This is a genomic window from Lysinibacillus sp. 54212, assembly GCF_036662795.1.
Taxonomy (GTDB): Bacteria; Bacillota; Bacilli; order Bacillales_A; family Planococcaceae; genus Lysinibacillus_B.
In genome coordinates, this window is the sequence record NZ_JBAFWZ010000008.1 from 19,643 (window position 1) to 32,865 (window position 13,223).

The following is a 13,223-nucleotide window of genomic DNA, read 5'->3' on the forward strand; positions in this document are numbered from 1 at the left end:
TCCTAATAAAAAATAATGCAAAAAACCTGAATACTTTAGAGCATACAGGCAAGAACATTTACTTATTATTAAATTAACACATAATTTTTCTCAAAATTCCAAGCATCTCTACACATGCACTCAATCGTTCGCTTTGCCTGCCATTGTAACTCTCTTTCTGCTTTACTCACATCTGCAAATACGGACGCTAAATCACCATTTCGCCTACCAACAATTTCGTACGGAATCCGGACTCCATTTACCCTTTGGAAAGTATCGACAAGCTGTAAAACACTTGTCCCTTTACCAGTGCCTAAATTATAAATATGAGTGCCAGGCTTCAGATGGGCTAGTGCCGCAGCATGCCCTTCCGCGAGATCCATCACATGAATATAATCTCGGACTCCGGTACCGTCTATCGTCGGATAGTCCCCTCCAAAAACATTTAAAGCCCTCAATTCTCCCTTTGCCACCTTCGTAATATAAGGCATCAAATTATTCGGCATACCATTGGCTGCCTCACCAATCATGCCACTTTCATGGGCGCCAACCGGGTTAAAATACCGCAGGATCGAAACGCTAAATTCTGGGTTTATTGCTGCTACATCCATTAATATCCGCTCACACATCGCCTTTGTCTCTCCATAAGGATTACTAGTCGGCAATAATTCAAGTGATTCTACTATCGGACTAACTCGATCACCATACACTGTAGCAGACGAGCTAAAAACAAACTTTTTCACATCATATTTAAGACAAAGCTTCACCAAATTCAATGTACCTATTAGATTATTGTTATAGTATTTTAAAGGATTATCGACTGATTCTCCAACCGCTTTAAAGCCAGCAAAATGGATGATCGCATCAAAATTGTGCTTGCTAAACAAATCTTCTAAAATCTCTTCATGACAAATATCTATATTATGAAATAAGATCTCCTCTTGCACAATCTTTTTAAGATTATCTAGTGCCTTGACCGTACTATTTGATAGATTGTCTGCAATAACTAATTGCGCATGAGGAAACTGCTCCCGTAACGAAACATACGTATGTGAGCCGATATAACCATTACCACCCGTGATTAAGATATTCAACGTCTCGCTCCTTTTACTTGTTAAATACTATTATTTCTCACCATAATACTGATAATGATATTTTTTACTTTTTGACATTTTGTAGTTATTTAACACCACGCCAAGAATATTTGCTTTGGAAGAAGTTAGAATTGCTTTTGCCCTTAGAACCTCTTCCTTTTCAACTTCTCCAGAGCATACAATTAATAACGTACCATCAGTTTTATTGGATAAAATTTGTGCATCTGCTACTGATAATAGAGGTGGTGCATCAATAATAATAATGTCAAAACTTCTACGCATTTCTAATAGAAGGATGTCCATCGTTTTTGATGAAAGTAATTCTGCTGGATTTGGGGGTATTGGACCACTAGGCAAAACATATAGTCCTACAATCGGCGTTTCCTGTATCGCCTGTTGAATTTCCACCTGTCTCGCTAGTGCTGAAGATAAACCAATTGTATTAAATACGGAGAAGGTGTAATGTAAAGTCGGTTTTCGCATATCCCCATCAATAATTAATACTTTTTTTCCTTCTTGAGCAAAAACAACTCCTAAATTAGCAGCATTCGTTGACTTTCCCTCACCAGGAGTCGACGATGTAACTAATATCGTCTTTAATTCTTGATCAGGTACAGAGAAGGATATATTTGTACGTATTGTACGGAACTGTTCAGCAATAATTGATTTAGAATCTGAAAATGCTACAAGTCTCCGGGCCATTGTTGATAACTTATACTTTTTTTTATTTCTAGTTAATCCGAACACCCTAAACCCTCCTACCTCTTTGTGATTTATCATTAGCTCTACTTACTTTCTCTAAGGGGATCGACCCGACTAGTCCCATAATTGGCAGCTCTAGAATTTTCTCTATATCACTTTCACTTTTAATCGTTGTATCTAACATTTCTCGCAAAAATGCTAGTGCAATCCCAAGCATTAAACCAATAACAGCTGCAATAGCTAAATTCAACATTTTATTTGGTTTTATTGGGCTAGGATTCTCACTTAATTTTGCTTGAGCTAAAATAGTAATATTATCAACACTCATTAAAGAGGGTATTTCTTTTTTAAATACTTCAGCCACTGTGTTCGCAATCGCAACAGCCTGTTCTGGATTTTGATCTTCTACTCTTATATTGACAACCTTCGAATCACTTTCATTCGAAACGATAATTTTATTTATTAGTTGATCTGAAGAGGAATCTAATTCTAGCTCTTCAACTACTTTATTCAAAATCACCGGGCTTTTGATGATGACATTATACGTATTAATTAATTGCAAATCTGTTTCCATCTGGGACCAAGAATACGCTTCCTCACTAGTAGGCTTTTGATTTACTAGAATCTGTGTCTGTGCTTGGTAAATTGGCGTTATATAGTAGGAATTAAGTACATACGCTGTACTAACAGCAAGTATCGCCAAACATATAATAAGTAATAATCTTTTTTTAATAATCTTAAAGATTTCCTGTAAACTAATCGATTCTTCCAATAGCTTTTCCTCCGTTTCAAACTGTTAATAGTAGTAGATACATTAAATTAACGTTTAATATACTTCTGTAAAAAGAGTTTTCTATTTACTTAATATATGTAAAAAACCCTCTTATTATCCCTATTAAATGACAATCTTATAAGGTTCACAAATAATCACCACAGAATAGAACTTTGGAGTACGTAGCTTTTTACGGCAGTCGTGAGTATCATAGTAATTCTCATAACAAAAAACCATAATGCGCAATTAATTAATACATTATGGACTATTTAAACTATTTAGATTCTACAAATAAATGTATTTTTCTGTAAAAGAAGTCCTGAATCTTAAAGTTAGAATAGAAGATTCAATCTTATATTCTAAGATTTTAAAGGAATGGTTAAGTTATAGAGGCTCTACCTTCACTAACACCTTTGAGCCGTCTTGCAAATTCCGAATAGGCTATTAACATGTTCTTACTAAAAAATATATATTATCTAATATTTAAATATTAAAAGATGCTTTGGCTAAACTTACTAGTATGTGAGTTCCCAATGCAAACATGGTGATTTACGTGTAAACATAACACATATTATTTCTCAATATTAATTAAAAAGAAGTTTGGTATCATTAGTTTTTCTATTACTTCCTTCCATGGAATCTTCTAAAATTACCTTTATGAAACAATGGATATTATCCATCTTCTGTACCATCTCTTCTCTTGAAGAAAATTTTAATATTATAATGCCCATTTTCTCATGAGGTCCTGAAAGCTCAAAAACCATATCACCTGGCTGTACTAATAAATCATATTCAACTAGATTATTTTTTTTAAACTCTTCTTGGATTTCAATATGTTTGAGTTTACCCGTTTTATGACTGTTCAAAATATAACTTACCCAAAAACCACTAGGTTCGACCATTATTAAATCGCTACAGTCCTCACCTAATGCCCCTTTAATCGTATACTCTATTAAATCAATACCCGTAGCATATTTAATTGCTTGAGGGTTCCAATCGCCCCCATTACGTGGCGCAACTTCAATTAAATATACATTCTCATTTTTATCAATTCGTATATCAAAATTGTAAGCGCACGTATTCATATTTAACAAAGTAATCAGTTTTTGAAGCTCATTATAAACTTTTTCTTGAAGATATTTCGGTAAAATAGAAGGCCACGTCGCTACAATGGAGATAAATGGATTTAAACGTTCAGTAGAGAAATACTCATTTGACAGGCTACAAAAAGCAAGTTGACCATTGATTGAAAACCCATCTCCCCCTACATGTGGATAGTAGTTCTCAATATATTCTTCTATTATAAAACGCTTCGTTTTGGAATGACGAAGTGCGTTTTCAGCCTTTTCCTTCAGCTGTTCTACAGCATCGATTTTCGCTACGCCTTTACTACCAGCCGCATCAACAGGCTTAATCATTACCGGCAAGTTAAAGTGTGGAATACCTTCCATTGCCTCTTCAAATGAACTATACCCTACAGCTTTTGGAACATTAAATCCATGTTCTTTTTGAAAATCTCGAAATTTTTCCTTATTTATTAGTATTTCAACAGAATCATAAGGATTTGAGGGTAAGCCTAATTGTTTAGCAACATAAGCTACTGTAGGTGCTCCTGAATCTGCAACGTAACAAACGATTCCATCAATATTTAATGATTTTGCTAGGTGTAGTACAGCCTCTTTATCTGTTGTACTAACATTATAAAATTCATGTGCATATTGTTTCCCAGGACAATCTTCCACAGTATCACAAAGTATAATATAGTGCCCCATGTCTTTCGCTTTCTTAATAGCGGGAATTTGAGCATTAGCACCGCCTAGCATTAATAGCTTTTTCAAAACTAATACACCTCTTTTAATAAATTTTTGTATAAGCCCTCTAGCATATATATGTGTCAATTTCTGAGAATAACATTTTTATTGCAACCAGTTATTTTTCATATACCACTCAATTGTTTGTATAATTCCCGTATCAAATGAATATGTCGGCTTCCAACCTAATCCTTCTAACTTTGTCGGATCGATTGCATAACGTTTATCATGCCCTAACCGATCAGGGACAAATTTAATTAATTTCTCGGACTTCTGTAAAAAAGAAAGTATTTTCCTAACTACTTCTAGATTTGTTAGCTCATTATGTCCACCAATATTATATATTTCGCCGGAAATACCTTTATGCATGATTAGATCAATCGCAAGACAATGATCATAAACATGTAACCAATCCCGAATATTTTGGCCATCCCCATAAATCGGTACCTTTTCATCTTTTAATGCACGTGAAATGATTAAAGGTATTAGCTTCTCAGGATATTGGTACGGCCCGTAATTATTGGAGCATCTCGTAATATTCACTGGTAATTTATATGTCTCGTAATAAGCTCGGACTAATAAATCTGACCCCGCTTTACTAGCACTATATGGACTGTTTGGTTGTAACGGCGTATCCTCTGTAAAGAATGTCGTAGGTTCAAAATCTAACTCTCCATAAACTTCATCAGTTGAAACATGAATAAATTTTGTGATACCTACTTGTCTAGCAGCCTCTAGTAAATTTTGTGTACCCACAACATTCGTTTTCACAAAAATTCCCGGGTCTTGTATAGAACGATCAACATGACTTTCTGCTGCAAAATGAATTACATAATCAAATTGAAATTGTTGAAATAGAGAAAGAATCGTTTCATAATCAATAATATTGGCCTGTATGAAGGAATAATGTGGATTGTCCTCGATGTGAAGATGCTTTGTTAGATCTCCCGCATAAGTTAATGCATCTAAATTATAAATTTTATAGTGGGGGTAGTATTTTAATAGATAGTGAATAAAATTACCACCAATAAACCCTGCTCCACCAGTTACTAATATCTTTTTCATTTAATATTGCCACCTTTTAAGATACTGTTTCAATCGATAAATCTACAAAGTTTGTAATATCCATTAAATATTTCCCATAATCTGTTTTCATAAGCGATTCAGCAAGGGTTACGAGTTGCTGCTTTGAAATATAGCCCTTTCTGTAAGCAATCTCCTCAATACAAGCAATGTACAAACCTTGACGTTTTTGAATTGCTTCAACAAAATTAGAAGCTTCTAATAAAGATTCGTGAGTGCCGGTATCTAGCCAGGCTAATCCGCGTCCCGTCAGCTCTACTGTTAATTCACCTTGCTCCATATATTCTTCTAAAACCGAGGTGATTTCCAACTCTCCTCGCGCAGAAGGCTGTACATTTTTAGCCACATCTATAACTTTATTATCAAAAAAATATAACCCTGGAATTGCATATGATGATTTAGGATTTTCAGGCTTCTCTTCTATTGAAATTGCATTATGTTGTTCATCCACTTCTACCACTCCATAGGCACGAGGATCATTTACATAACACCCTAAAATGATACTGCCCTTCGTCAAAGAAGCTGCTTCTGTTAATGTATTCGATAAGTTCGAACCATAAAAAATATTATCTCCTAAAACTAACGCAACAGGAGAGTTACCGATAAAACTCTCTCCAATAATAAACGCTTCAGCTAGTCCATTCGGATGGTCTTGAACAGCATATTCAAAATGCATACCTAGCTTATTACCATCCCCTAACAACTCCTTAAATCCCTCAATATCCCGTGGCGTAGAGATAATCAATATCTCACGTATACCTGCTAGCATTAATACCGATAGTGGATAATAGATCATTGGCTTATCGTAAATTGGTAGCATTTGCTTTGAAATCGATTTTGTTAGCGGGTACAGTCGGGTTCCTGAACCACCTGCTAAAAGAATTCCTTTCATCTATACATCTCCTCATATCTCTTGCTATATAATCAACTCATGAATCTCTAACATTTCTTTTATTTCCTGCGTATGATTAAACATCATCACATCAATAATCGATAAACCAGGTATAAAAATTTGATTAAATTGTTTATATGGTTTTAGAACAGGCTTAATAAATTGTATTTCGATATTATTTTCTAGATATTTTTGTTGATTATAAAATTCGATTCCACCAATTGCATTTATATAGGTAGTAGCATTTAAAGCTTTGCATACCTCAACTCCCCATTCATCTGCAGCATTAGCCACGCTAATCATCGGAAGTTTTTCAGATAAAATAGTGATTTTCGTATCAATTTCTAGTAAGTTACATACTTTTTTTAAGAGAATCGCGTTAAATTGGCTTAAACTACTGGTATTTTTATACAAGCATTCATCCAGAAAGTCCGATACGAAAGCATAATTAGGTGCTTTTCGGTAATAATTTATTTGTTGAAATAGATTAGCCTTCCAATCCAATTCATTATTAATTACAATATCCTTAATTTTTGTTTCTCTAGGAGCTTTTTGAACGGGGACATTTATATATATGCTTTCCTTATGTCCATTTAATATTCGATTTCGATTCATCCAACCTCTTCGAATATATTGTGCATTATCAAAAATAATAAATTCATTAACTGCATGTATAAGCTGGAAATAGCCTATATAGGGAAAGAAATAGGGTTGCATTAATGCTACTTTCATAGATAAACATCTCCTATTGAAACCGTTGAGTTTAAACTATTCAATTGGTTTTTTATTATGTTACAAATCCTTTCAACAGTTTCTAGCTGTATGCCTGCATAAATTGGGAGAGTAAGAATTCTTTCTGAGATTTGTTGTGCGACTGGGGTATGATTAGGAGAAAATTTTGACTTGTAACAATTAATGTTATTAGTTAGTGGGTAAAAATATTTGCGTGAATAAATATTGTGTTTTTTTAGTTCATCATGAATCTGATCTCTAGAAACTTTATTACTATCAAACAAAACAGGAAAATAAGCATAATTACTAACGATACCTTTTTTAACGAATGGCAGTCTGATTCCTTCAAGTTCACTAAGATTTTCAATATATCTTTCATGAACCTCTTTTCTCTTTTCAATTTCTTGATCTATATGGCGAAGATTACATAGCCCCATCGCTGCTTGGAATTCATTCATTTTCGCATTACCACCAGCGTACTCTATACTTTCAGGTCCAGTAATACCAAAATTTTTAGCCATATTTATTCTATTTTCTATACTTCTATCCTTATAAGTTAAGGCACCACCTTCTATTGTATGAAACACTTTAGTTGCATGAAAACTGAACATAGATGCGTCACCAAAATTGGCAACTCCCCTACCGTCTACTGTAACGCCAAATGCATGGGCAGCATCATAAATCACTTTTAAATTATACTTTTTGGCTATTCTTTCAATTTCATTAACATTACATACATTGCCATATACATGAACAGGTATAATAGCTGATGTTTTATCTGTAATTAGACGTTCAAGATTGTCTGTTTGAATTGTATAGTCTTCAAGATTAATATCTGCAAAAATAGGTGTTAACCCTTTTCTTACAATTGCATGCGTAGTAGAAGCAAAAGTAAAAGGAGTTGTAATAACTTCTCCAGTTAGCTGAAAAGCCTCAATTGCACACTCTAAAGCAAGATGACCGTTGGAGAATAGAGAAACGTTAGGTGTTTTTAAATATTGTTGTAGTTTTTCTTCTAATCGATTATGCTTAACACCTGCATTTGTTAGCCATCCACTATCCCATATGTCTTTAATTTCATTTAAATACTCATCAAATACAGGCATCGAGGGGCGTGTCACTTGAATCGTTTTATTCATTTTTCCTCCTAATGTATTAATGGAATAAACACTATTTTTTTACTAACGTATCTTCAACAATAACTTGAACCCAATCCCCCATGCTGTCCATCTTCTCTAACATTTCTTTCATTGAAGAATATTTCAGCAACAACGTTCCAACCTTCCTATTTGCTCCAGTAAAAGCAAAAACAGCATCACCATCATTTTTTGTTATTTCATGCTCAACCAAATTATTCTCTTTCATACCTTGGTGGATTTCTACCCCTTTAAATATTCCACCATTTAAACTATTTATCGCATAACTAGACCAAAATCCTCTTGGATGAATTAATGTTAAATCACTACAATCATTACCCATTGCCCCTTTAATCGTATATTCAATTAAATCAATACCTGTCGCATATTTTATAACTTGAGGAAGCCAGTCTCCACCATTTCGAGCAGCGATTTCTAGAAGATATACATTCTCTTTGTTATCTACTAAAATATCGAAATTGTAAGCGCCAGTTTGCATTTTTAACAGATCTAACACTCTTTGAATTTCATTATGAATTTTATCTTGAATATGATCAGACAAATTGCATGGAAAACTTGATCCAGATGGAACGAATGAATTTACAGCTGGAGTTGGAAAATGCTCATTAGAGAAACATCTAAATACGAGTTTTCCATTAACAGAAAATCCATCTCCACCAACCTGATATCCATCTTTTTCGATATACTCTTCTATAATAAAGCGTTTCTTTCTCGAAAAACTTAATGCCCTCTCCACTTTTTCTTGTAGAAAGTCAATTGAATCAATTTTTGAAACTCCTCTACTACCAGAAGAATCAACAGGCTTAATTAGTACTGGCATTTTAAAATTGTCGAAGTCTGCTATAGCCTCTTCTAGTGAATGATATCCCTTCGCTCTAGGTACATTAAAATTATTTTCCCTCAAAAACTCTTTAAACAGATCCTTATATGTTAATATCTCCACCGATTTATAAGGGTTTGATGGAAGACCTAATTTTTCTGCAACATAGGCTGCAGTTGGTGCTGCTGCTTCTGATTCATAACAAACAATACCATCTACTTCTAATGTTTTTGCTAACGCTAAAACTCCTTCTTTGTCTATAGTGCTGACATTATAAGACTCATGCGCAAAATATTTACCAGGATTATCCTCTAAATAGTCAGTAATAATAACATAAAGCCCCATATCTTTCGCTGCTTTTATTGCTGGTACTTGCGACTGAGAACCACCTAGCATTAATAATTTTTTCATTTTTACACCTCAATTGTTGTTTTTAAGTGATTAAAATTAAAAATTCGTTAATTGTTAACTATATGCTCTTCTTCAATATTCACACTTACAAAACTCCCTATCCTATCCATCTTCTCTAACATTTCTTCCATTGAAGAAAATTTCAAAAGTAAAGTTCCAAGACTCGAATTTTTTTGTAATTTATAAGGTGAAGGCAAATTGGCTATGTTAGATTTCACCAGATTATTTCTTCTTAGTTCGTTTTCAATTTTTATTCCTTTAAATATCCCTGACCTCTCATTAATAATTGTATAAACTCCCCAGTATCCACTTTGATCAACCTCAGCTAAACCACTACAATCTTCGTCTAACGCTGCTTTTATTGTATATTCAATTAAATCGACACCATCTACATCGTTAATAACTTGTGTTAATTCACCGTTATTTCTAACTCCAATATCGATAAAATAAATATTCCCTCTAGTATCAATTTGAGCTTCAAAAAATAGAGGACCTGTTTTCATCTTTAACAATTGCATTAATCTTTGTAGTTCACTATTGATTTCATTTTGAACATGCAGCGGTAGATTACACGGCCAACTTTCCCCTGTAGGAAGAAATGAGATAGTAGAATTAGAAATAAAGTGATTATTAACTAGTCTAGAAAAGGCAAGCTTCCCATCAACAAAGAAACAATCTCCGCCAATTTGATACCCTTGCTTATCGATATATTCTTCAATAATGAAACGTTTTGCTCTTGAGAAATGTAATGCATCTTTTACTTTACTCTCCAACATTTCAAGTGAATCAATTAGAGATACTCCCCTACTGCCAGAAGAGTCAACAGGTTTTACCATTACTGGCATATTAAAATTATGAAAATCGGCTTTTGCCTCTTCAAGAATTGAATACCCTTTAGCTAGAGGTAGATTAAATTTATTTTCCTTCAAAAAAGCTCTGAACCTATCCTTATTAGATAATATTTCTACCGATTCATACGGAAAAGAAGGTAATCCTAACTTTTCTGCTACATAGGCAACTGTCGGGGCACCCGAATCAGCTGCATAACATAGTAATCCATCGATATTTAAATATTTTGCTAATGCTAATACAGCTTCTTTATCAATGGTGCTAACATTGTGGTATTCATCTGAAAATTGATGCCCAGGATTATCTTCTAAATAATCACAAGTGATGACATAATACCCCATCTCCTTTGCCGTCTTGATTGCTACAACCTGGGCTGGTGAGCCACCTAGCATCAATAATTTTTTCATCTCTTTACACCCCTCAAATTATCGTATCTCATGTCGTTGATTTAAAATACAACTAAGAATTATTCATAGATTTCTTTTACTGCTAATTTTTTATTTCTTCTAAAGAGCTCTTTCATAGTTAAAAATAGATAATTATAGATTTCCAATCGAAAAAGTTTTGCAAATCCGATATATAAAACTACACCGATAATTACTTGCATGAAAATTGTCACAATATCTGACAAACCAAACCATTGAATTGTGTAAACGACTGTACCCATTAATAATGATATTAGCAATGATGGGCATATGTCACTAAACTGTTCCTTAATACTATAATTTAATAAAACAATATTAGGATAAGCATTTAAAAATGATGAAACAATGCCACCTACAATCCCGCCAAGTGCCATTGCATGAACTCCGTACGGTATACTAATGATCAAAATTAATATTCCAAGCAGTTTTTTTATTATTTCTAATTTCAAAAAGATATCACTGCGGCCTAACGCATTTATAGCTTGTAAATTAGTAGTGTGAATAGGCCATAAAGCATATATCGCACAAAAGATTTGGAGAAACGGAACAGCTGGGAGCCATTTTTCTGTTAACAAAACCTTTACGAGTGGTTCTGCAATAACAGCTAGCCCTACCATCATAGGGAAGACAATAAAAGAACTTGTAACAATGGATCTTCTCATCATTTCTTTCATTCTTATTACATTCTCTTGTTGCGAAGATAGAGCTGGAAACATTACCGATAGTATTGATCCATTTATATTATTTATTAGAACGCTCGGAAACTGCTCTCCTCGATTGTAAAATCCTAAAACACTTGGACTAAATAGCTTCCCAATTATTAAGCTTTTTAAATTCGAATAAATAGTATCTAATAGAGCCGATAGAAGTAACTTCCAACCAAATGAAAATAATCTTCCTAGCCTTTCTATAGAAAAAAATAGTTGAGGTCTCCATTTCACCGTGTACCATAGTGTAATAGTAACTATTAATTGAAATAGTAATTGCTGCATTACTAAAGACCAAATTCCAAAATTAGAATATGCCATTGCTATTCCAATGAAGCCAGATACTACAACTCCACTTAAACTAGTAACAAAAAGTTTTTTAAACTGCATATTACGAGAAATAATTGTATTCTGTATAGAATTAAAAGCACTGAAAAATAATGATATTGAGAGAATTCTTAAAATGATTACTAATTGAGGTTGATCAAAAAAAGAGGCTATATAAGGTGATACAAAAAATAGTGTGATGTATAGTATAGTTGATATTAATAAATTTAAATAAAAAACAGATGAAAGATCTATCTCATCTATTTTTTTCGCTTGTATCAGTGCTGTATTAAAGCCAGATTGGGTGATAACAGCCGCGATTGAGATAAAAATTGTCACTACAACGATTAATCCAAAGTCTTCTGGTAAGAGGAATCTAGCTAGGATAATCATAACAATAAATTGAATTCCCTGAGTACCTATTCTTTCAATTAATTTCCATAACAAAGAAGTGATGATTTTTGATTTTATTATCTCATTGCCCATTTACTCCAACTCCTCTTTGCAATCCTTGCAAAATTTAAAAAAATCGGGCAATACTGATCAATAGTAATTATGATTCTTCTTTTATAACTTAAAGCTAAGTAGAATTCTTTATTTTTTCCTGACCTAGCCTCTTTATATTTTCTTTGCTCTATAAAAAGAAGTAATTGATCCTGATATTTACGTCGTTCTAATGCATTTTCAAATTTACCTAACGTATAATCATTAATCTCATCTAACATAGTGGCAATTTTACTGTAATGTTCAACTTTCTTACTAATCGAAGAGGCATTTCTATCGGTCCATGAATTACTAACACCCGTTCTATATTCCGACATAGGTTCATCAATGTAATACACTGTACCTAATAAAGATAAATTTATAGCTAAAGGATAATCACCAACAGGGGCATTTTTGAAAAAATCCGGTCTATTATTTGCATATTTTAAAGGATAAAACATAGAATTAGTAATAAAAAGACCACCGCCTCCCTCTATTACTTCTTCTGTATTAAAAACCTTATTACCTTTATTAGCTCTTATTTTTGCTATAAAATGCTTATCTGAAGCATTCACTACATACCCCCCATGTACACATAAGCTGCATTCAGGATGCTCTTCCATATAAACTGCTTGTTTTTGTAATTTATATGGATCAGTCCAATAATCGTCACCCTCACAAATTGCAATATATTTCCCTTGGGCTCTCTGCAAATTTAATTTACTAATTGAAATTCCTTTAGAATATTGGTTCTCCGTCTGATAAATTGGTTTTATTATATCTGGGTGTTGCTTCTCATATTCTCTAATAATTTCGGCTGTTTTATCGGTTGATGCATCATCATGAATTAAAACCTCAAACTTAAAATTGGTTTTTTGCATTAAAAATCCTTCAATTGCATCTGCAATATATTTTTCATGATTATATGCAGCACAATGAATACTTACTAAAATATCCGTCATTTACATTTCTCTCCTGA

The 13,223-nt window shown here is 33.3% G+C and carries 12 protein-coding genes; all 12 read right to left on the minus strand.

Annotated elements, in window-relative coordinates; translation table 11 throughout:
* Positions 1-68 precede the first annotated feature (68 nt).
* The 12 genes from galE to V4T18_RS07305 all read right to left on the minus strand — a co-directional run bounded on the left by galE (position 69) and on the right by V4T18_RS07305 (position 13,206).
* On the minus strand, positions 69-1,073 hold the full coding sequence (gene galE / locus V4T18_RS07250) for a UDP-glucose 4-epimerase GalE (RefSeq protein WP_332648188.1): 1,005 nt from the start codon (positions 1,071-1,073) through the stop codon (positions 69-71).
* Positions 1,074-1,103: 30 nt separating this feature from the next.
* The gene (locus tag V4T18_RS07255) at positions 1,104-1,775 is read right to left on the minus strand and encodes a CpsD/CapB family tyrosine-protein kinase (RefSeq protein WP_332648456.1); all 672 of its coding nucleotides are present in this window, start codon (positions 1,773-1,775) and stop codon (positions 1,104-1,106) included.
* A 46-nt stretch (positions 1,776-1,821) separates the two neighbouring features.
* Positions 1,822-2,547 (minus strand): YveK family protein, encoded by a 726-nt coding sequence (locus V4T18_RS07260; protein ID WP_332648190.1) that lies wholly within the window; start codon positions 2,545-2,547, stop codon positions 1,822-1,824.
* Positions 2,548-3,131: 584 nt separating this feature from the next.
* Positions 3,132-4,385 (minus strand): ATP-grasp domain-containing protein, encoded by a 1,254-nt coding sequence (locus V4T18_RS07265; RefSeq protein ID WP_332648192.1) that lies wholly within the window; start codon positions 4,383-4,385, stop codon positions 3,132-3,134.
* 78 nt (positions 4,386-4,463) lie between these two features.
* Positions 4,464-5,423 carry a dTDP-glucose 4,6-dehydratase gene (gene rfbB, locus V4T18_RS07270; protein WP_332648194.1) on the minus strand — a complete coding sequence of 320 codons (960 nt, stop codon included), beginning with the start codon at positions 5,421-5,423 and terminating at the stop codon, positions 4,464-4,466.
* 16 nt (positions 5,424-5,439) lie between these two features.
* A complete protein-coding gene (gene rfbA, locus V4T18_RS07275; protein WP_332648197.1) occupies positions 5,440-6,333 on the minus strand; it encodes a glucose-1-phosphate thymidylyltransferase RfbA in 894 nt (297 codons plus the stop codon).
* Between the two features lie 24 nt (positions 6,334-6,357).
* Positions 6,358-7,065: a WbqC family protein gene (locus tag V4T18_RS07280; RefSeq protein WP_332648199.1), complete on the minus strand. Its 708-nt coding sequence runs from the start codon at positions 7,063-7,065 to the stop codon at positions 6,358-6,360.
* Positions 7,062-8,204 carry a DegT/DnrJ/EryC1/StrS family aminotransferase gene (locus tag V4T18_RS07285; RefSeq protein WP_332648201.1) on the minus strand — a complete coding sequence of 381 codons (1,143 nt, stop codon included), beginning with the start codon at positions 8,202-8,204 and terminating at the stop codon, positions 7,062-7,064. The genes V4T18_RS07280 and V4T18_RS07285 overlap by 4 nt, the downstream gene beginning before the upstream one ends.
* Before the next feature lie 31 nt (positions 8,205-8,235).
* On the minus strand, positions 8,236-9,453 hold the full coding sequence (locus V4T18_RS07290; RefSeq protein ID WP_332648203.1) for an ATP-grasp domain-containing protein: 1,218 nt from the start codon (positions 9,451-9,453) through the stop codon (positions 8,236-8,238).
* Between the two features lie 47 nt (positions 9,454-9,500).
* Entirely contained in the window at positions 9,501-10,709 is a 1,209-nt protein-coding gene (locus tag V4T18_RS07295; protein WP_332648204.1) for an ATP-grasp domain-containing protein, read from the minus strand.
* Between the two features lie 59 nt (positions 10,710-10,768).
* Positions 10,769-12,247: a lipopolysaccharide biosynthesis protein gene (locus V4T18_RS07300; protein ID WP_332648206.1), complete on the minus strand. Its 1,479-nt coding sequence runs from the start codon at positions 12,245-12,247 to the stop codon at positions 10,769-10,771.
* Positions 12,232-13,206, minus strand: coding sequence for a glycosyltransferase family 2 protein (locus tag V4T18_RS07305; RefSeq protein ID WP_332648208.1), 975 nt, complete (start codon positions 13,204-13,206; stop codon positions 12,232-12,234). Before V4T18_RS07305 ends, V4T18_RS07300 begins: the two co-directional genes overlap by 16 nt.
* Positions 13,207-13,223: the final 17 nt, after the last annotated feature.

Excerpts from the sequence above, each read along its gene's own strand:
- V4T18_RS07255 (WP_332648456.1), bottom strand. The coding sequence starts at position 1,775 with ATGGCCCGGAGACTTGTAGCATTTTCAGATTCTAAATCAATTATTGCT.
- rfbA (WP_332648197.1), bottom strand. The coding sequence starts at position 6,333 with ATGAAAGGAATTCTTTTAGCAGGTGGTTCAGGAACCCGACTGTACCCG.
- V4T18_RS07300 (WP_332648206.1), bottom strand. The coding sequence starts at position 12,247 with ATGGGCAATGAGATAATAAAATCAAAAATCATCACTTCTTTGTTATGG.
- V4T18_RS07280 (WP_332648199.1), bottom strand. The coding sequence starts at position 7,065 with ATGAAAGTAGCATTAATGCAACCCTATTTCTTTCCCTATATAGGCTAT.
- V4T18_RS07285 (WP_332648201.1), bottom strand. The coding sequence starts at position 8,204 with ATGAATAAAACGATTCAAGTGACACGCCCCTCGATGCCTGTATTTGAT.
- V4T18_RS07295 (WP_332648204.1), bottom strand. The coding sequence starts at position 10,709 with ATGAAAAAATTATTGATGCTAGGTGGCTCACCAGCCCAGGTTGTAGCA.
- V4T18_RS07305 (WP_332648208.1), bottom strand. The coding sequence starts at position 13,206 with ATGACGGATATTTTAGTAAGTATTCATTGTGCTGCATATAATCATGAA.
- rfbB (WP_332648194.1), bottom strand. The coding sequence starts at position 5,423 with ATGAAAAAGATATTAGTAACTGGTGGAGCAGGGTTTATTGGTGGTAAT.
- V4T18_RS07290 (WP_332648203.1), bottom strand. The coding sequence starts at position 9,453 with ATGAAAAAATTATTAATGCTAGGTGGTTCTCAGTCGCAAGTACCAGCA.